Genomic DNA, 19,504 nt, shown 5'->3' with positions numbered 1-19,504 from the left:
GTCCTCTCACCCCTGCGCGAACCGCGACAGCGCGGTGGCGAGCCGGTCCCGCTGCCCGGGCCACTCGGACTCCGGGCCCGCGACGAGCACCGCGTACTGGGTGCCGTCCTGCGCGGTGAACGAGAAGTCGACCACCTTTCTGCGCGCGCCCAGCTTCTCGCTGTCGTACGAGTAGACGAGCTCGGCCGCGTCGTCGGTGACCACGTCGGAGGCCCCCTCGGGCGCCGACGTCTCCTCCAGTGAGGACTGCTCGTACCCGTCCTTCGAAAGACTCGTCGAGAGGCTGTCGGCCGCGACCCGGAGCGATTCGAGCGGTGTGGTGTCCGGCTCCGTGATGGTGAAGATCTGGATGAGCGAGGACTCGTCGGGGGACGTGTAGAACACGCCCTGCTTGCTCTCGCTGCGGTCCCAGCCCTCGGGAACCGCGAGCGTGAAGCCCGCGTCGTCCGACACCTCCCGGTAGCCGGCGGGGAGCTCGTCGGTCGACGAGGGAGTAGGCGTCGGCGTGGGAGTGGGCTCCGGACCGGAGCTCGTGGGCGCCGCGGACGTCCCGGTCGGCTTCGGATCCGGCCCCGGGTCGTCCCCGCGGCCGAGCAGCACCACCGTCGTCGCGACGGCAGCGCCGAGGACGGCCGCGCCCAGCACCACGACGGCGAAGCGCCGGGTCCGGCCGGGCGGCGACGAGGGCGGGGGCGGTTCCTGCGCCTCGGGTCCCGGCCAGGGCGCCGGCGGGGCGAACTCCGGCCGCGGCGGGGGCGGCGACGACACGGACCCGGGGCCCGAGCCCGCCTCCTCCCAGCGCTGGGTCTCCTCGTTCCAGTGGCGTCCGCTCATCTCATGTTCCCCAGCATGGCGGCCACCGTGCCGGCCGAAGCGAGCAGCGAGACGACCGCCTGCGAGTCGCCGAGCAGCGCACGCAGCCGCTCGATGCGGGTCGCCGGGGCGCGGCCGGTGCGGGTGATCTCGCCCTCCGTCTCGGCGAGTTCGGCGTCGAGTGTGCGCAGCTGCTCGTCGTCGCGCAGCCGGGTCAGGTCGGCGCGCAGTTCACGTACCGCCGCGAGCAGTTCCCGCATCGTCTCGTCGGACTGCGGGGCGCTGCCGGTGTGGCTCTCCGCACGGGCGTGGCTGCCGATGGCGAAGGTGCTGCCGTGGACGTCACCGATGCTGACCGAGGGCTCGTCATTCGCTGCCATGGTCGTCGGATCCCTTCTCGTTCGGCGCGGTGTTGTCGGCCGTTCCCGACGTCGCGCTGGCGTGCGAACCGACGGCGAAGGTGGAGTCCTCGACCCGGTCGATGTTCACGCCGCCACTGCTGATGTTCACGATCTTCTGGACGAACTCGCCGGTCTGGTAACCGGATTCGGCGAGCGCGTGGAGCACCCCGTTGGCGATGCGGTCCTGGATCGACTTGAGGTAGCGCTCGACGTCCATCTGCTGGAACAGCGAGCCGGGGCCCTCCGAACCGAGCTCACGCACCGACACGGCGGGGCCGTCCGGCAGCGCGCTCCCGTACCCGCCGGTGAGCACCCGCCAGCCGTAGCCGGCCCAGCGACCGACGGTGACGAGGGAGCGCACGGGCGAGCCCGCCACCCGCGCGAAGGCCCAGGCGGCCTTGCCGAGCGGGTTGTTGTGGCGGAACTGGTGGGCGGTGCGGTCCGCGTTCTGGAACGGCTCGAGCACCGGGGCGAGGACGTGCGGCGCGATCTCCAGCATCAGCATCCGGCCCTGGGTGTGGACGCGTACGAAGACGGTGACGACCAGCTCCTCCTCCCAGCCGCCGACCCGGATCCGCAGGAAGTGCCGGCGCTTCTCCGCGCCCTCCTCGACGGACCGGGCCCGATGCTCCTCGAAGGCCTCCGGCCGGTACGGGGCGTCCTCCCGGTGCGCGAGGCCCTCGGCGGGCAGGAAGACGCACTCGTCGATCTCCAGCCAGCGCAGCCGGTCGCGCACGGTGGTGCCCGCGAACTCGGCGGGCAGCCGCAGCTGTTCGAGCAGCGGCCGGACCTCCTCCAGGATCTTCCGGTTGTTGAGCGGCTGCTGCTTCTTCATCCGGTCGGGCCGCAGTTCGACGGCGAGGGTCCAGGTGTCGACCGGTTCACCGGCCCCGCAGAACGGCCGGACAGCGTGGTACATGATCAGCGGTGCGTGCTGCTCGACCCTGATCCGCCGCTTCACCCGCTGGAACCGGGCGCCCTCGGCGCTCTCCGCCGGGTCGGCGCTCGCGTCCCCGAACCGCGCCTCGGACAGTTCGGCCCCGAGCGCGCGTGCGAACTGGCTGCGCTGGGCGCCCACGCACGCGGCGATCAGGACGAGCAGCAGCATCGTGAGCCAACCGTGCAGGGCGTCACCGGAGGCGGAGCCCTCGGGAATCATCCAGCTCAGGACGTCGGGCAGGACGTCGCGCAGGCCCGAACGGACCTCGTAGGAGAAGCTCTCGTAGTCGTTCTCGTCGCTGGTGACCATGGTCACGGTGGAGAGCAGCAGCGCGATCAGCAGGCCCCGGCCCCACCAGCGCACCCACCAGGCGGCCACCCGGCGGTAGATCGGCGGCCGCTCCTGGGACCCGCGGATCCAGACGCCGAGCGCGAGCAGCGCGGACGGCAGCAGGAAGGCGAGGATCCAGTAGCCGGTCAGCGGCAGGCCCACGACCCACAGGCCGAGTACGGCCCCGGACCAGGCCACTTCGATGCGCCGGGCGCGTAACGCGTGCGCGAGGACGCGGGCCGCGTCGAAGCCGAGCGAGGGGGCCGCGATGCGCTGCTCGTGCAGATGCAGCTGTTCGATGACCCGGTCCCGGTAGCCCTGGTCGAGATAGGCGCCGGCGCAGAGCAGCCGGGTGGCCTCGCTGGCGTGCGGCGGTTTCGCCGACGGGGGTGGTCCCACCGCCCCGACGTCGGCTCCGGATGACGACTGCTGCGGTACATAGGCGGTGCTCACACCACTCCCCCGATGCCATCGATGATGACTGTTCGAACTGCCCTTGTTGGTGCGGCAGTTGATGAGGGAGAAGCATAGGACGTAGCGGTGACATGCAGAACTGGATACTCCGCATGGTGTGTGGTGGGACCACAGAAAAGAGGTTGCCCCTCGGACGGGAAGTCCGAGGGGCAACCGCCGCGACCGCGCGGGTCACATGAGCGTCAGGCGCGGATCAGTGGATCACTGGATCGCTGGATCAGATGAGGCCCAGGCCGCGCACGGCCTCGCGCTCGTCCACCAGCTCCTGCACGGACGCGTCGATGCGCGTACGCGAGGACTCGTTGATCTCCAGGCCCTGGACGATCTCGTACTTGCCGTCCTTCGTGGTGACGGGGAAGGACGAGATGATGCCCTCCGGCACGCCGTACGAGCCGTCCGACGGGATGCCCATGGAGGTCCAGTTGCCCTCGGCCGTGCCGTTGACCCACGTGTGGACGTGGTCGATCGCGGCGTTGGCGGCGGAGGCGGCGGAGGACGCGCCACGGGCCTCGATGATCGCGGCACCGCGCTTGGCGACGGTCGGGATGAAGTCCTCGGCCAGCCACTTCTCGTCGTTGCCGATGGCCTCGATGGCGGGCTTGCCGGCGACCGTGGCCTGGAAGATGTCCGGGTACTGGGTGGCCGAGTGGTTGCCCCAGATCGTCAGGCGCTGGATGTCGGCGACCGTGGCGCCCGACTTCTTCGCGAGCTGGGTCAGCGCGCGGTTGTGGTCGAGGCGGGTCATCGCGGTGAAGCGCTCGGCCGGTACGTCCGGGGCGGCGGCCTGGGCGATCAGCGCATTGGTGTTCGCCGGGTTGCCGACGACGAGGATCTTGACGTCGTCCGCGGCGTTGTCGTTGATGGCCTTGCCCTGCGGCTTGAAGATGCCGCCGTTGGCCTCGAGGAGGTCACCGCGCTCCATGCCCTTGGTGCGGGGGCGGGCGCCGACGAGGAGGCCGACGTTCGTGCCGTCGAAGGCGACGTTCGGGTCGTCGGTGATCTCGATGCCCTGAAGCAGCGGGAAGGCGCAGTCGTCGAGCTCCATGGCGGTGCCCTCGGCGGCCTTGAGCGCCGGGGTGATCTCCAGGAGACGCAGCTTGACCGGCACGTCCGCGCCGAGCAGCTGGCCGGAGGCGATGCGGAAGAGCAGTGCGTAGCCGATCTGGCCGGCGGCGCCGGTGACGGTGACGTTCACGGGAGTGCGGGTCATGGCGTTCTCCGTAGGACAGCAGGTCATTTGATCGATCTCTTGGTATCAAGAGATCCGTTCGTCAGGCTATCGCGCCCCGCCCGTACGGGAACCACAGGTCCATGTGGATCGCCCCACAGCGCTCACACCCGCACCTTGGTCCGAACACACGAGGGCGGCCGCCGGGCCCGGGAGAGAAAGGCTCGGACGGCCGCCGTGGGGGTGCTACTGCGCCATCCCGTGGGGGTAGTGATGCGCCTTCCCCGAAGTGACGCACCCATGCCCCGTCTCTGCGGAGCTACTTGGTGCGGCTGTGCGGAGCTACTTGGTGCAGCCCTTCTGCCCGCTCGCGAGCGTCGCGCACGCCTTGACGTCGGAGGCCGCGTCCACTGCCAGCATCGGCGTGTACGCGTCCGTGTCCGCGGCGCTGACCGTGCCCTTCTTCGAAGGCGTGGCACCCTTCTGCAACTGCACGACGTCCCCGGGCGCCGCGCCCTGGATCCGGCCCCACGCCGCCTTGCAGGTCTTGCTGTAGCGGACCTGGACGGTGACGGTGCCGATCACGGCCTCGGTGGAGTTCAGCGCGAGGTCGCCGCCGCAGTTCATGGCCTCCGGGTCCTTGCCGCCGCAGCCCGCGCCCACGCACTTGACGCCCTCGGGCAGCTGGGTCGCGCTCGCGCTCGGCGAGGGCGACTTCGTGGCCTCGGCGTCGCCCCCGCTCCCGTTGAGCACGAAGAAGCCGATGGCGATGATCAGGGCGGCGCCCAGGGCCCCGGCCCCGAACATCAGCAGCCGGCGCCGGCCGCCCCCACCGCCGCCGCCCTGCACCGCACCCCGCGGCGGTTCCTGCGGCGGCAGCACGGGAGCGGGACCGAACTGGTCCACGCTCGGCGCCGTCGCCTGCGGCGGCACGGTCGGGCGCTGCGCCCCGGCCGGCTTGGCCGGTTTCGTCTGCTTGGCGGGCTTGGCCGGTTTGGTCTGCGTGGCCTGCCCGGGCCCCCCGAACTCGCCCAGCGCGGCCCGCGCCTGGGATATCCGGATGGCCTCCATGGTCATGTCGTGGCGCATCTCGGAGCGGCTCCACGCGCGCTCCGCGAGCTCCCACATCGTCGTCAGATGAACGGGATTGGTGCCGGTCACCTCGGCGAGCGCGACGATGGCGCCCTTGGGCGCGAGCAGCCGCCCGTTCAGGTACCGCTCCCACGAGGTCTTGCTGTACCCGGTCCGGTCCGCGAGCGCGGCGATCCCCAGGCCGCTGCGGTCCACAAGTCGGCGCAGCTGTCCGGCGAACTCCCTGACCTGTGGGTCGAGTTCATCCGGAAGCGCCTTCCAACGAGGCATATCGCCCTTCCCCCTATTCCCCCCGCGAGCCCTGATCCCCCGCGCCGCGCGTCGCGCTTCGGCCCCCACTGGCTACCCATTGGGATGCGGGAAACCAGGATGTCAGTTCCCGGTCCGGGGGCGTATGGGGTCATTCGACAGCGTGCACCGCCCCTTGCGTGCGGAAATCCCAAAGAACGTGCCGGAGATCACCACAAAAGGAGGCGGGGCCTCCACGATGGAGGCCCCGCCTGTCACTTGGGGTCGTCAGTGGCTCACCGACGGCTCATGGACGGCTCGCCGACGGCTCATCGCACCGTGAAATGCAGGGTGTCCTGAAGAAACGGAATCGTCAGCCAGGGCTCGGGCTGAGCCATCATCGCCAGCAGCACGATGACGATGCCGAGGCCCGCACACGTGATCATGTCGGTGAAGCGCGAGCGCACGGCCAGCATCCCGACGTCCGGCAGCAGCCAGCGCAGCACGGCCCCGCCGATCAGCGCGACACCCACCAGGATCGTGCCGACACGGAACAGACCGAAGGCGGTCAGCAGCAGCCCGATCGCGGTCACCGAGAGAACGGCGATCAGCGGCCACTGGCGGGCGGGCGCGGGCGCGTCCCCGCCCGCGGCCCGGCCGCCGCCCTCCGGGCGCGCGGTGTCGCGCGTGAAGAGCGGGAAGCGCCGGCTGCCGGTCTTCTTCGAGTCCTGGGAGGCGCCTTCGGACGAGGCACCCTCGACGGCGCCCATCGCCGCGCTCCCGGCCGCCTCAGCCGACACCGTTCGCGTCCCGTTCGGCGGCCTCGACCACGTTCACGAGGAGCTGGGCACGGGTCATCGGGCCGACACCACCCGGGTTCGGCGAGATCCAGCCGGCGACCTCGGTGACGCCGGGGTGCACATCGCCGACGATCTTGCCGTTCTCGTCGCGCGAGACGCCGACGTCCAGCACGGCCGCGCCCGGCTTGATGTCCTCGGGCTTGATCAGGTGCGGCACGCCCGCGGCGGCCACGACGATGTCGGCCCGCTTGAGGTGCGCGGACAGGTCACGGGTGCCGGTGTGGCACTGCGTCACCGTGGCGTTCTCGGACTTGCGGGTGAGCAGCAGGGGCATCGGCCGGCCGATGGTGACACCACGGCCGACGACGACGACCTCGGCGCCCTTGATCTCCACGCCGTGCTTCCGGAGCAGCGTGATGATGCCGTACGGGGTGCAGGGCAGCGGCGCCGGCTCGTTGAGGACGAGGCGGCCGAGGTTCATGGGGTGCAGGCCGTCGGCGTCCTTGTCCGGGTCCATCAGCTCGAGGACGCGGTTCTCGTCGATGCCCTTGGGCAGCGGCAGCTGGACGATGTAGCCGGTGCAGGCCGGGTCCTCGTTGAGCTCGCGGACGACGGCCTCGATCTCCTCCTGCGTGGCCGTCGCGGGCAGCTCGCGCTGGATCGACGCGATGCCGACCTGCGCGCAGTCACGGTGCTTTCCTGCCACGTACTTCTGACTTCCGGGGTCCTCCCCTACGAGGATCGTGCCGAGTCCCGGCATGACCCCCTTCTCCTTCAGCGCCGCCACGCGGGCGGTCAGATCGGACTTGATCGCGGCTGCGGTGGCCTTGCCATCGAGAATCTGGGCGGTCATGCCGCCATTCTTTCAGGGCGGCGGTGATTCACCCAAGTTGCACTTGGACAACAGCCTGTGGGGCCCACTGGACAGGAGGGTGTCCGGTTTACGAGCATGATCCCCGCAGTGTGCCGCGGGCAGCGGCAGGGGGAAGAGATCCGCTCAGGCGGCCGCGTCACCGTGCAGCACAGTTCCATTCCTCCGCAGGTCCGCGTCGTCCCCAATTGCCATCACCGGAGGAAGCCCGCCATGAGTTACGGCGACTCGAACAACCCCTACGGACAGCAGCAGCCGCAGCAGAACAATCCGTACGGCCAGCAGGCCCCGCAGAACGTCCCGTCGCAGAATTACGGCTATCCGCAGCAGCAGCAGCCGCCCGGCCAGCCCTACGGCGGTTACCCGCAGCAGCCCGGCCAGCAGCCCGGTCAGCCCTACGGCGGCTACCCGCAGCAGCCCGGGGGCCCGGCCGGCGTGCCGCCGCTCGCGTCGATGGGCCGCCGCTTCGGCGCGCGCCTGATCGACGGCCTCATCTTCATGGTGATCTACTCGATCGTCCTCGGGTCGAAGATCGGCGACCTGATGGACTCCGTCAAGGCCTGCTCCTCGACGGACAGCACCTGTGTGAACGACGCGATCACGGACTGGTACTCCGAGATCCTGCCGATCGTGGCCGTGTTCATGGTGCTCGTCATGCTCTACGAGGCCCTGATGATCGGCCTCGTCGGCGGCACGCTGGGCAAGCTGGCGGTCGGCATCCGCGTCCTGAAGCTGGAGACCGGCGCGAAGCCGGGCGTCGGCGCGGGCTTCCTGCGCTGGGTGATCCCGATGGTCGGCGGGCTGTTCTGCGGCATCGGCGCGCTGCTCGTCTACCTGTCCCCGTTCTGGGACGGCAACAAGCGCAACCAGGGCTGGCACGACAAGGTCGCGGGCGTCGTCGTCGTGTACGTGAAGGGCTGACGCGGCACCGAGCACACGGCCAATGAGGCGGGGCCCCGTACGCATGTCGTACGGGGCCCCGCCTCAGCTGCAACCGGTGCTCAGTGGAAGAAGTGGCGCGTGCCGGTGAAGTACATCGTCACGCCCGCCTTCTTCGCGGCCTCGACGACCAGCTCGTCGCGGACCGAACCGCCGGGCTGGACCACGGCCTTGACGCCCGCGGCCGTCAGGATCTCCAGGCCGTCCGGGAACGGGAAGAACGCGTCGGAGGCGGCGTACGCGCCGCGCGCCCGCTCCTCGCCGGCCCGCTCCACGGCGAGCTTCGCGGAGTCCACGCGGTTGACCTGGCCCATGCCGACGCCGACGGAGGCGCCGTCCTTGGCGAGCAGGATCGCGTTGGACTTCACCGCGCGGCAGGCCTTCCAGGCGAACGCCAGCTCGTCCAACTCGCCCTGGGACAGGGCGTCGCCGGTCGCGAGCGTCCAGGTCGCCGGGTTGTCGCCGTCGGCCTGGAGGCGGTCCGTCACCTGGAGGAGCGCGCCGCCGTCGATCTGCTTCGTCTCGACCTTCGCGGACGGGCCGTTCGGGGCGCGCAGCACGCGGATGTTCTTCTTCTTGGTGAGGGCTTCGAGGGCGCCGTCCTCGTAGTCGGGCGCGACGATGACCTCGGTGAAGATGTCGGCGACCTGCTCGGCCATCTCCTTGGTGACCGGGCGGTTGACCGCGATCACACCACCGTAGGCCGAGACCGGGTCACAGGCGTGGGCCTTGCGGTGCGCCGTGGCGACGTCCGAGGAGACCGCGATACCGCACGGGTTCGCGTGCTTGATGATCGCGACGCAGGGGTCCTCGTGGTCGTACGCGGCACGGCGCGCGGCGTCCGTGTCCGTGAAGTTGTTGTACGACATCTCCTTGCCGTGCAGCTGCTCGGCCTCCGCCAGACCGCGCGTGCCGTCGACGTAGAGGGCCGCGCCCTGGTGCGGGTTCTCGCCGTAGCGCAGGACGTTCTTGCGCTCGTACGTCGCACCGATGAAGTCCGGGAAGCCGGAGTCGTCGGCGGCCGCGTAGTCGTCCGCGAACCAGCTCGCGACAGCCACGTCGTACGACGCCGTGTGCTGGAACGCCTCGGCGGCGAGGCGCTTACGGGTGGCGAGGTCGAAGCCGCCGTCCTTGACGGCCGCGAGGACACCCGCGTACCGCTCGGGGCTCGTGACGATCGCGACCGACGGGTGGTTCTTGGCGGCGGCGCGGACCATCGAGGGGCCGCCGATGTCGATCTGCTCGACGCACTCGTCGGGGGTCGCGCCGGAGGCGACGGTCTCCCGGAACGGGTACAGGTTCACGATCACCAGGTCGAAGGGCTTCACGCCGAGGTCGGCGAGCTGCTTCTGGTGGTCCTCCAGGCGCAGGTCGGCCAGGATGCCGGCGTGCACCTTCGGGTGCAGGGTCTTCACGCGGCCGTCGAGACACTCGGGGAACCCGGTGAGCTCCTCGACCTTGGTGACCGGCACCCCGGCGCCGGCGATCTTCCCAGCGGTGGAGCCGGTGGAGACCAGCTCGACACCCGCCTCGTGGAGCCCGCGCGCGAGCTCTTCCAGACCGGTCTTGTCATAGACGCTGACGAGCGCCCGGCGGATGGGTCGCTTGTTGCTTCCGGCGGTTCCGGCGCTGTTTTCCGCGGTCACGGGGTGACTACCTTTCGTCCCTCAATGCTGAAGCCGTTACGGGCGAGCCGCCCCACGACATCGACGAGCAGCGTGCGCTCGACTTCCTTGATGCGCTCGTGCAGAGCGCTTTCGTCGTCCTCGTTCCGGATCTCGACCACGCCCTGGGCGATGATCGGGCCGGTGTCGACGCCGTCGTCGACGAAGTGGACGGTGCATCCGGTGACCTTGGCGCCGTACGCGAGCGCGTCCCGCACACCGTGCGCACCGGGAAAACTGGGCAGCAGGGCCGGGTGCGTGTTCACGAACCGCCCGCCGAAGTGGGCCAGGAACTCCTTGCCCACGATCTTCATGAACCCCGCGGAGACCACCAGGTCCGGCTCGTACGCGGCGGTGGCCTCGGCCAGCGCGCGGTCCCACTCCTCGCGGGTGGCGTGGTCCTTCACGCGGCACACGAACGTGGGCAGGCCCGCGCGCTCGGCGCGCTCCAGGCCCGCGATGCCCTCACGGTCGGCGCCGACGGCCACGATCTCGGCGCCGTACGCATCGGTCCCCTGCGCCGCGATCGCGTCGAGGAGTGCCTGCAGATTCGTTCCTGATCCGGAGACCAGCACGACGAGGCGCTTGGCCTTGGCCACGACGGGGCCCTTTCTAGGGGAGCTACGTTGCGCGGTCGGCTCGTGCTTGTGCTCGTGCTCGTGCGACCGCGTCTTTGTGCGTTCGCATGAACGCTTCGCCTTCCCCGATCGGGGAACCCTACGAAGCGGCCGACCGGCAGCAACGATACCGGCACGGCCGACGGCCCCCACGGGACGGGGGATCAGGAGGTGCGTTGCGCAGCAACTCTTTGGAAGGGTGGCGGTGGGAGACGGGCGGGCCTACAGGTAGCGTCGGCGGAACGGAACGCTGAGCGGCCATCGGACGTTGACGTGAAGAACGCCACGCCAAGCCGCTCCAGCGGCCCCGTGACCGACGACCTAGGGGAAGACGCACATCTGATGCCGGACCGAAGCCTTCGCCTCACGCTGCCCAACGGCGCCGTCCTGCCGCGCGAAGGCCGACCCACGCCGCCGTCGCCGCCCAAGGAGTCGTCCAAGGAGTCGGACGACACCCGGGACAGCAATCCGTTCGCGCCGCCGGCCGATGACGCGCCCGACCGGCCGTGGCAGCCGCGCCACCCGGAGGGCTCGGACTCCGACTCGGGATCCGGTTCCGGTTCCGGACAGGACGGGGGGAACGCGCCCTGGGGCGGCCAGTGGAGCGACCGTCAGCCGGGCCGCGCCCAGGGCGGCCGCTTCGGCGACCGTCCGGGCAACGGCGGGAACGGTGGGCCCGAGGGGCAGAACGGCGGGCAGGGCCCCGGCCCCGGCGGCATGCGCTGGGACCCGACGGACCCGGTCCAGCGCCGCGCGCGCTACGCGCTACTCTCCGGCATGTGGGGCTTCTTCTTCGCCCTGTTCAGCTGGCCGTACGTGGCCCTGCTGCTCGGCGTGCTCGCCCTGTACTGGGGCGTCAGCGCGCTGCGCATGAAGTCGCCCCGCCCTGCGGATCCGGACACCCCGGTCGCCGCGACGCCCCGCCCCGCGGGCTCCGAGACCACGCGTCCGCAGACGACGGCGGCGATCAGCGGCCTGGTCACGGGGGCGCTCGCGCTCGCGATGGTGGCGTCGTTGTTCACGGCGAAGATGGTCTACAGCGACTACTACGAGTGCCGTACGGATGCGTTGACCAACGCGGCGAAGAAGTCCTGCGAGGACCTTCTGCCGAAGGAACTGCGGCCGTTGCTCGGCGAGCGCTGAGCCGGGGTTGCGGTCTCGGGGCTCCGCCCCGGACCCCGCGCCTCAAACGCCGGCGGGGCTGGACATGGGCACCGCTGCCCCGGGACCCCGCGGGCTCTCGTTCGAAAAGCGGGCTTGAAGAGTCAGTCGCCGGAGGGGCTTGAGGGGCGCGGGTCCTCGTCGAAGAAGTCGTAGAGGGCGAAGGAGTCGTCCTTCGCCCGCTCCGTCTCCGACTCCGGCACCGTCACCTTCTCCGGCGCCTGCGCCTGCGACACCTGCGGCGACTGCTCCGGCTCGGCGTCGGCCTCGGGGACCCGGTTCCCCCGCTCCCGCCACCACCACACCGCCGACCCCACCGGCACACCCACCGCGCACACCCACCCCGCGGCCACCGCCCCGGTCACCCACCCCACCGGTCCGAACTCCGCGAGTGCCGACCGGCCGAGGGTCCCACCGGCGGCCCCCGCCAAGCACCCCATCGCCACCCCGCACAGCGCCCCGGCCACGGCCACGCCGCCCGCGGTCCGCCGCCACGTCCACCCCGCTCCCGCCGCCACGACGAACCCCGCCACGACCACTCCCGCCACCACGGGCACCGCCCCCACGGCCCACGTGAGCGGCGACCCGTCCCCGGCCTTCGGCACCGCCACGAGCAGCGGGAACGCGGGCAGCATCGCGGCCCCGGAACTCCCCAGCGGCCCCACGGTGTGCCCGACCCCGAGGACGACCCCGGGACCGAGCGCGTACGCCGCCCCCCAGATCGCGGCGTTCGGCACGAGCCCCGCACAGAGCAGCAGCACCGCGAGCCGCCCCGACCAGGCCCCCGTGAGCTGCAGGAACGACTCCCGCACCGCTTCCCCGTGCCACACGAGCATCCCGGCCACCAGCAGCGCCCCGCCCGCGACCAGCGCGAGCACCCCGGCCAGCGCCGCCCGCACGGCGACCGGCACCACCTCCCGTACGAACCCCTCCGGGAGCAGCCCCGCCAGCGGTCCCGGCAGCGGGCCGTACGGCCGCCCGTGCGCCGTCCACACCCCGAATCCCGACGCGGCCACCGCGAGCACGACCAGATGCGCCACGCAGCTCACCCACGAGGGGCGCAGCTCACCGCCCGCGCAGTAGTAGGTCGCCGCGGCCGCCACCGACAGATAGCCGATCGCCACACCGGCCCAGACGCCCACCACGGACTCGGACTCCTCCGCCGCGTCCCGTGCCGCCCGGTGCAGCAGCCACGCCGGCACCGCGAGCAGCAGCAGTGGGCTGACTCCCAGCGGGGCGGGCACCCCGGAGAGGGTGTCCGTTCTGATCACTTCGGCGCCGTGCGCGAGGAGCCACAGGGCGGCGGCGGTGTGCAGCGCGCCGCTGGGCCCGCTGTCGGGGAACGGCGAGCTGATCCACAGCACCATCACGAGCACGGCGCACGACCCGAGCCCGAGCCCCGCGGCGAGGGCCCCGCGCAGCGCACCCCCGACGGGGCCCGGGGCCCGTTCCCGCAGCCGGGTCAGGAGCAGGGGCAACGACAGTCCAAGGCCGGTCATTTGGGTCACAGGACCATGCTCCCAACGACACGCCTTTACCTCGCGCAACAGGCGAAGCCCGGATGTGTCGCACAAGATACGTTTATGTTCTTTTTCGCACGAAAGGGTGTGTGGAGTTCACGATGACGCAGGGCGCTGCCACCCCACTGCCGCCGCCCAAGGAGCGCCGTTTGCTCCGCGAGGCCGGCTCGCTGTCCCGGGACCAGGTCGCCGAGCGGGTCGGCGTGACGCGCGAAACCGTCCGTCGCTGGGAAGCCGGCCGCACCACTCCAAAGGGTCAGAAGCGGGAGGCGTACGCACGCCTCCTGGCGGAGCTGACCCCCGCGGAGGAGCCGTCCCCGACGACAGCGGCACCGACGGCTGCGGCACCGACGACAGCGAGGCCGGGCTCGAAGGCCGCCGCGATACAAGAACAAGAACCCGCGCCGCCGACGGCCGGAACCACCGCCACGGCCGTGGCGGAGCACGAGCCCGCGCCGGAGCCCGTCGCGGCGGCATCCCGCGCGCGTACCGCCGCCGAGGCCTTCGACGCGCTCTACACGCACGCCGCACCGTTCCTCGTCCGGCAGACCTATCTGCTCACCGGCCGCAGGATCCTCGCCCGCGAGGCCGTCGAGCGCGCCTTCCAGCAGGCCTGGCAGAACTGGCCCGAGGTGGCGGTCGACCCGGACCCGGCGGGCTGGGTGCGCGCGGCGGCGTACGAGTACGCGATGTCGCCGTGGCACGGCCTGCGCCCCGGCAAGCGCCAGCCGGAGGCGCCGCCCGCCACCCCCGAGGACCGCGAGCTGCTCGGCGCGCTCCTCGACCTGCCGCCCGTCTACCGGCGCACACTGCTGCTGTACGACGGGGTGGGCCTGGATCTGCCGGAGACCGCGGCGGAGACGGAGGCCAGCACGCCGGCCGCCGCGAACCGCATCCTGCACGCCCGTGAGGCGGTCGCCCAGCGGCTGCCCGACCTCGCGGTCCCCGAGCAGCTGCACCTGCGGCTCTCGGAGCTGGCGGGCTCGGAGAAGCTGGACGCGCCCGTGTCCACGGTGGTGCGCAGCGGCGGCGAGCGGCGCACCCGGCTCCTGACGCGGGCGGCCGTCGCGTTCACGGTCTTCATCATCGGCGCGACGGCGCTGACCGTGCGGATGGCGCCCACGCACTACGAGCCGGTACCGGCGCCGGGCTCGCCGATCGCCGGCGTACCGCCGCTGACCGGTCCCGAACCGCTGACGCAGGCGGACCTGGAGCTGCGCAAGGAGCTGCGGGAGAAGCTGGGCGGAGGGCCCGAGCGGCTCGAGCCGAGCACCGAATAGCGCGCACGGCGCAACGCCAGTGGGCCCGCACCGTCACCGGTGCGGGCCCACTGAGCTGCGTAGGAGAAGCTCCTGGCAGAGAACCTCTTAGCTGAGGATCTCGCGCGCCAGCTTCGCCGTCTCGGTCGGCGTCTTGCCGACCTTGACGCCGGCGGCCTCGAGGGCCTCCTTCTTCGCCTGCGCGGTGCCGGAGGAGCCGGAGACGATGGCGCCGGCGTGGCCCATGGTCTTGCCCTCGGGCGCCGTGAAGCCCGCGACGTAGCCGACGACCGGCTTCGTCACGTTGGCCTTGATGTAGTCGGCCGCGCGCTCCTCGGCGTCGCCGCCGATCTCACCGATCATGACGATCAGGTCGGTCTCGGGGTCGGCCTCGAACGCGGCGAGCGCGTCGATGTGCGTCGTGCCGATGACCGGGTCGCCACCGATGCCGACGGCGGACGAGAAGCCGATGTCACGGAGCTCGTACATCATCTGGTACGTCAGCGTGCCGGACTTCGAGACCAGGCCGATGCGGCCCGGCTTCGTGATGTCGCCCGGGATGATGCCGGCGTTCGACTGGCCCGGCGTGATGAGGCCGGGGCAGTTCGGGCCGATGATGCGGGTCTTGTCGCCCTTCGACTTCGCGTACGCGTAGAACGCGGCGGAGTCGTGGACGGCGATGCCCTCGGTGATGACCACGGCGAGCGGGATCTCGGCGTCGATCGCCTCGACCACGGCGGCCTTGGAGAAGGCCGGCGGGACGAAGAGCACGGACACGTTGGCGCCCGTCTTCTCGATCGCCTCGGCGACGGAGCCGAAGACCGGGATGTCATTGCCGTCGATGTCGACGGACGTGCCCGCCTTGCGCGGGTTGACGCCACCGACGATGTTCGTGCCGTCGGCCAGCATGAGCTTGGTGTGCTTCATGCCCGTGGCACCGGTCATGCCCTGGACGATGACCTTGCTGTCCTTGTTGAGGAAGATAGCCATGGCTGTTTAGTCCCTCGTCCTTACTTCGCGGCCGCGAGCTCGGCGGCCTTGTCGGCCGCGCCGTCCATGGTGTCCACGCGCTGCACCAGCGGGTGGTTGGCGTCGGAGAGGATCTTGCGACCCAGCTCGGCGTTGTTGCCGTCGAGGCGGACGACGAGGGGCTTCTCGACCTTCTCGCCCTTCTCCTCGAGGAGCGCGAGCGCCTGGACGATGCCGTTGGCGACCTCGTCGCAGGCGGTGATGCCGCCGAAGACGTTGACGAAGACCGACTTGACGTCGGAGTCGCCGAGGATGATCTCCAGGCCGTTCGCCATCACCTGGGCGGAGGCGCCGCCACCGATGTCGAGGAAGTTGGCCGGCTTCACGCCGCCGTGGTTCTCACCGGCGTACGCGACGACGTCCAGCGTCGACATGACCAGACCGGCACCGTTACCGATGATGCCGACCTCGCCGTCAAGCTTGACGTAGTTGAGGTCCTTCTCCTTGGCAGCGGCCTCGAGCGGGTCGGCCGCGTCCTTGTCCTGAAGGGCCTCGTGGTCGGGGTGCCGGAAGCCGGCGTTCTCGTCCAGGGACACCTTGCCGTCGAGGGCGATGACCTTGCCGGAGGCGACCTTCGCGAGCGGGTTGACCTCGACGAGGAGCGCGTCCTCGTCGATGAAGGTCTTCCACAGCGTCTGGAGGATCTCGGCGACCTGGTCGGCGACCTCGGCCGGGAACTTGGCGTCCGTGACGATCTTGCGGGCGACCTCGGGGGTCACACCCTCATTGGCGTCGATCGGCGTCTTGGCGACGGCCTCCGGGCGGTTGGCCGCCACCTCCTCGATCTCCATGCCGCCCTCGACGGAGGCGATGGAGAGGAAGGTGCGGTTGGTGCGGTCCAGGAGGAAGGAGACGTAGTACTCCTCCACGATCTCCGGAGCCGTCTCGGCCATCATCACCTTGTGGACCGTGTGGCCCTTGATGTCCATGCCGAGGATGTTGGTCGCGTGCTGCACGGCCTCGTCGGGGGTGGCAGCCAGCTTCACGCCGCCGGCCTTGCCGCGGCCGCCGACCTTCACCTGCGCCTTGACGACGGACTTGCCGCCAAGACGCTCGGTCGCCTCGCGGGCCGCCTCAGGCGTGTCGATGACTTCACCGGCCAGCACCGGTACACCGTGCTTGGCGAAGAGGTCCCTCGCCTGGTACTCGAACAGGTCCACGCGCGTCCGTCCCTATCAGTGATCTCGCGGTTCGTTATCTGCGTGGGCGTGCCGCGAGGGGCAACGTGACTCCGCTGTCACACGTGACGAGTGCTGTCGCTGCTGTCACTAGGGAGGCGTACACGGTGACCGAGTACGCGGCATGTCCGTCTCGCAGGTTATCGCCGCTCAGGGACGGCTTCTAAATCGCAGATCACACCTGAGCGGTGATACCCATCACAGAGCGCCCCTTTTGTGGTGCTATCTACGCTGCTGCCGAGGGGCCCGGGGAATGAAAGCGGCCTCACCGAGCGGGGGTGCGCTCGGTGAGGCCGCAGGTCAGCGGGTGGTCACGTCCCCACGCGGACCACCCGCCGTCATGCCCGGAAAGCGACCCGGTCCGGCCGATGGATTTCGGCCGACCGGGCACCGTCGCGTCGGTCAGACGCCGGGCAGGTAGCTGGGCGCGACGGAACCGGTGACGCCCTGCACGCCGCTGACGGCGTTGCCCGCGAGCGGCTGGGCGTCGGCGGTGACGGTGCCGGTCAGGTCCTGCGCGAACGGGGCGACCTCGTGGGTCACGCCACCGGCCAGCGGGGCGACGTTGTCGCCGACCACGGTCTGGACGAACGGGGCCACGTTGTCGCCCACCAGGCCCTGCGCGAGCGGCGTGACATCGCCGGTGACGCCCTGCGCCAGGCCGTGCGCGCTGGTGCCGACGCCGCCGACGACCGGCTGCACGTGGTCGACGACCGTCTGCACGAGCGGCTGCACGGAGTCCACGACGCCGCCCGCGAACGGAGTGACGTCGTTGCCGACGACGCTCTGCGCGAAGGGCGCCACGTTGTCGCCGGCCACACCCTGCGCCAGCGGCTGGACCTGGCCGGTGACACCGGTCGCGAAGGGCGCGACGTTGTCGCCGACGACGGTCTGCGCGAACGGCGTCACGTCGCCGACCGCGCCGCCCGCCAGGGTGGTCACGTCGCCGAGGGCCTGGCCGACGACCGGCAGCACGCCGTGCACGGCGGTGGCGGCGACCGGCGGAAGCACGGCGTCGGCGGTCTCGCCGACGGCCGGGCCGGTGTTCGTGCGGACGTTCTGGGCGGTGCCCTGGACGGTGCTCCGGGCGTTGTCCTGGACGTAGGCGGGGGCCTGGGACGCCGCCTGCGTCAGCTCCTGCTGGAGCTGCGGGGCGAAGGCGTCGAGCGGGCCGAACAGGTAGTCGACACCCTCCTGGGCGTCGGCCACGTGCTTCTGGGTGTCGGCGACGTGGCCCTGGGCGGCGGTGACGTGACCGGCGACCTTGTCCTTGACGCCGGCGACGTCGGTGGTGGGGGCCTTGACCTGCGGGGCCTGGACCTGGTGGGCCTGGACCTGGGACTTCGCCTGCTGGGCCGTCGACTGGACCTGGGCCTTGGCGTGCTGGGTGGCGGTCTTGGCCTTGTTGGTCGCCTGGGTGTGGTCGACCGTGTCGGCGACCTTGTCCGTCACCTGCGACGTCGTGTTCTGCACGTCGGAGACGGTGTCGCCGGCGACGTCCGGCACGGACAGCGAGTGCGCGGGCAGCTCGTCGGCGCTGGCGACGGCGGAGCCGAGGGCCCAGGCGCCGGAGACGCCGGCGGCTATCACGATGGAGCGGCGGATGTTCTTGTTCATGGGTACGTCAGTTCCTTCGAATTCACTACACGACTGGGCAGACCTGTTCCGCCCCCGCGCGGCAGGTCACGGGCGGGGAGGGACTGCCCTAGCCGGGGAATTCGGGAATGTCGCGCAGCCGGTCGACCACCGGCGCGGTGCCCGCGGACGCCGTGGCGCCGGACGCGAGCAGAACGGGCGCACGGCCGCCGAACGTCGCCGCGTGCAGATCACCGTGGCGCGTCGAACCACCGTCGCCCGCGCTCGCGCCGGCCGACGGCGCACCGTCGGGACGCTGCGGCACGACGGGCGCCGCGGGACGCGCCGCGGCCTGCGTGCCCGCATCCGCCTTCTGTACGTCGCCGAACTGCGCGACGTCGGGCGCCTGCGGGCCGCTCACCGCTGCGTGGGACCGGCTCTCGGCCGTGGCGGGCCGGTCGCCGTGCACCGCCGGGGCGTCCGACTGCTGCGGCGCGGTCGCGACGGGCGGCGCGGGCCGGGCGTCTGCGGGATCCACGATGCGGATGATCCCGCCGAGCCGGCCGTGCGTCAGCTGCTCCGGCACCGCGCCGACGAGCTCCGCGACGGCGCGCGTCGCCAGCTCCTCGACGGGCCCCGTCACCTGGCGCACGGTGGCACCGACCGGCGCCGTCAGATACCGCAGCGCGTCGACGGCCGAACGCAGCCGCGCCCGGTCACCCCCGAGCGCCTCGATGTGCTGACGCAGCGGCTCGGTGAGGTACGCCTGCACGGGTGCGGTGGGGGTTCGGGTGAGGGTGCGAGTGGGTGTGGTGGTGCGGGTGGCGGGGTCGCCGGGAGCGGCGGGCTTGTCGTGCAGCGGGCGGGCCAGGCGCTTTACGTCTGACACGTGCTGCACGCCGGACGCGTGCTTGGCGCCGGGTGCCTCGACGTTGGGTGCGTCGGTGCCGGGTGCGTGCTGCGCGTCGACCGGGTTCGGGGTCGACTCGGCGGGCCGAACCGGCGCGGGTGCAGGTGCAGGTGCGGGGTCGGTAGCGGGCGCCGCCTCCCGACCCTGCGTGGGCGCGGTCGGCTTGGCGTGCGTGGACGCCCCGGTGTCCTTGGCGGACTCGGTGGCCTTGGCGGACTCGGCGACCTTGGATGCCTCGGAGGGAGCCGGGGCCTCGCGGGAACCCGCGTCGCGCAACTTCCCCACGGAATCGGCGACATGCTCCCGCACCGCCACGTGACCCGAACCGAGCGAACCGGCGTCGGACACCCCGTCCGCCTGCGCCCGGCCACCGCACACGATCCCGAGGGCGAACAACCCACCGAACAGCAGCGCCAGTTGCAGCGCACGCCGTCCTGCCGTCGCACGCACCAGGCGAGCGACGGGGGCGGGAAGTGCCATAGGGGAAGTCACGGTGGCCGAATCCTCGCACGGGGCGAGGGATGCGGCGCAAGCC

17 protein-coding genes are annotated in these 19,504 nt (G+C 71.5%); 3 read left to right on the top strand and 14 right to left on the bottom strand.

What is annotated here, in order from left to right:
- Positions 1-6: 6 nt before the first annotated feature.
- The 7 genes from OG746_RS09155 to OG746_RS09125 all read right to left on the bottom strand — a co-directional run bounded on the left by OG746_RS09155 (position 7) and on the right by OG746_RS09125 (position 7,099).
- Positions 7-834, bottom strand: coding sequence for a serine/threonine kinase C-terminal domain-containing protein (locus OG746_RS09155; RefSeq protein ID WP_266713274.1), 828 nt, complete (start codon positions 832-834; stop codon positions 7-9).
- On the bottom strand, positions 831-1,193 hold the full coding sequence (locus OG746_RS09150) for a hypothetical protein (RefSeq protein ID WP_266713272.1): 363 nt from the start codon (positions 1,191-1,193) through the stop codon (positions 831-833). Before OG746_RS09150 ends, OG746_RS09155 begins: the two co-directional genes overlap by 4 nt.
- The gene (locus tag OG746_RS09145) at positions 1,180-2,937 is read right to left on the bottom strand and encodes an AbeC-like domain-containing protein (RefSeq protein ID WP_266713270.1); all 1,758 of its coding nucleotides are present in this window, start codon (positions 2,935-2,937) and stop codon (positions 1,180-1,182) included. The genes OG746_RS09150 and OG746_RS09145 overlap by 14 nt, the downstream gene beginning before the upstream one ends.
- Positions 2,938-3,175: 238 nt before the next feature.
- Positions 3,176-4,168, bottom strand: a complete 993-nt coding sequence (locus OG746_RS09140; RefSeq protein WP_266713268.1) for a malate dehydrogenase — start codon at positions 4,166-4,168, stop codon at positions 3,176-3,178.
- Positions 4,169-4,468: 300 nt separating this feature from the next.
- The gene (locus OG746_RS09135) at positions 4,469-5,488 is read right to left on the bottom strand and encodes a helix-turn-helix domain-containing protein (protein ID WP_266713266.1); all 1,020 of its coding nucleotides are present in this window, start codon (positions 5,486-5,488) and stop codon (positions 4,469-4,471) included.
- Between the two features lie 287 nt (positions 5,489-5,775).
- Complete coding sequence (locus OG746_RS09130; protein WP_266718799.1) at positions 5,776-6,216, bottom strand: DUF3017 domain-containing protein; 441 nt, start codon at positions 6,214-6,216, stop codon at positions 5,776-5,778.
- Between the two features lie 19 nt (positions 6,217-6,235).
- Complete coding sequence (locus tag OG746_RS09125) at positions 6,236-7,099, bottom strand: bifunctional methylenetetrahydrofolate dehydrogenase/methenyltetrahydrofolate cyclohydrolase (protein WP_266713264.1); 864 nt, start codon at positions 7,097-7,099, stop codon at positions 6,236-6,238.
- A gap of 231 nt (positions 7,100-7,330) precedes the next feature.
- On the opposite strand from OG746_RS09125, the gene OG746_RS09120 reads away from it, so the two are divergent.
- On the top strand, positions 7,331-8,038 hold the full coding sequence (locus OG746_RS09120) for an RDD family protein (RefSeq protein ID WP_266713262.1): 708 nt from the start codon (positions 7,331-7,333) through the stop codon (positions 8,036-8,038).
- An 80-nt stretch (positions 8,039-8,118) separates the two neighbouring features.
- Here the strand turns inward: OG746_RS09120 and purH are convergent, their stop codons facing one another.
- Positions 8,119-9,702: a bifunctional phosphoribosylaminoimidazolecarboxamide formyltransferase/IMP cyclohydrolase gene (gene purH, locus OG746_RS09115; RefSeq protein ID WP_266713260.1), complete on the bottom strand. Its 1,584-nt coding sequence runs from the start codon at positions 9,700-9,702 to the stop codon at positions 8,119-8,121.
- Entirely contained in the window at positions 9,699-10,319 is a 621-nt protein-coding gene (gene purN, locus OG746_RS09110) for a phosphoribosylglycinamide formyltransferase (RefSeq protein WP_266713258.1), read from the bottom strand. The genes purH and purN overlap by 4 nt, the downstream gene beginning before the upstream one ends.
- A gap of 360 nt (positions 10,320-10,679) precedes the next feature.
- Between purN and OG746_RS09105 the strand changes: the two genes are divergently transcribed.
- The gene (locus OG746_RS09105) at positions 10,680-11,480 is read left to right on the top strand and encodes a hypothetical protein (protein WP_266713256.1); all 801 of its coding nucleotides are present in this window, start codon (positions 10,680-10,682) and stop codon (positions 11,478-11,480) included.
- Positions 11,481-11,602: 122 nt separating this feature from the next.
- On the opposite strand, the gene OG746_RS09100 is transcribed toward OG746_RS09105, so the two are convergent.
- Positions 11,603-12,997 (bottom strand): cell division protein PerM, encoded by a 1,395-nt coding sequence (locus OG746_RS09100; protein ID WP_266713254.1) that lies wholly within the window; start codon positions 12,995-12,997, stop codon positions 11,603-11,605.
- A 122-nt stretch (positions 12,998-13,119) separates the two neighbouring features.
- Here OG746_RS09100 and OG746_RS09095 point away from each other — a divergent pair, with 122 nt between their 5' ends.
- Positions 13,120-14,298, top strand: coding sequence for a helix-turn-helix domain-containing protein (locus OG746_RS09095; protein WP_266713252.1), 1,179 nt, complete (start codon positions 13,120-13,122; stop codon positions 14,296-14,298).
- 87 nt (positions 14,299-14,385) lie between these two features.
- Here OG746_RS09095 and sucD read toward each other — a convergent pair whose 3' ends face one another.
- The 4 genes from sucD to OG746_RS09075 all read right to left on the bottom strand — a co-directional run bounded on the left by sucD (position 14,386) and on the right by OG746_RS09075 (position 19,449).
- Positions 14,386-15,267, bottom strand: a complete 882-nt coding sequence (gene sucD / locus OG746_RS09090) for a succinate--CoA ligase subunit alpha (protein WP_266713250.1) — start codon at positions 15,265-15,267, stop codon at positions 14,386-14,388.
- 20 nt (positions 15,268-15,287) lie between these two features.
- Positions 15,288-16,466, bottom strand: coding sequence for an ADP-forming succinate--CoA ligase subunit beta (gene sucC, locus OG746_RS09085; RefSeq protein WP_266713248.1), 1,179 nt, complete (start codon positions 16,464-16,466; stop codon positions 15,288-15,290).
- A gap of 420 nt (positions 16,467-16,886) precedes the next feature.
- Positions 16,887-18,101 carry a hypothetical protein gene (locus OG746_RS09080; RefSeq protein ID WP_266713246.1) on the bottom strand — a complete coding sequence of 405 codons (1,215 nt, stop codon included), beginning with the start codon at positions 18,099-18,101 and terminating at the stop codon, positions 16,887-16,889.
- Positions 18,102-18,189: 88 nt separating this feature from the next.
- Positions 18,190-19,449 (bottom strand): hypothetical protein, encoded by a 1,260-nt coding sequence (locus tag OG746_RS09075; protein ID WP_266713244.1) that lies wholly within the window; start codon positions 19,447-19,449, stop codon positions 18,190-18,192.
- Positions 19,450-19,504 lie beyond the last annotated feature (55 nt).

Source organism: Streptomyces sp. NBC_01016, assembly GCF_026341035.1.
Taxonomy (GTDB): domain Bacteria; phylum Actinomycetota; class Actinomycetes; order Streptomycetales; family Streptomycetaceae; genus Streptomyces.
Note: the sequence above shows the minus strand (reverse complement) of the source record. Positions and strands in the feature narration are given on the sequence as shown.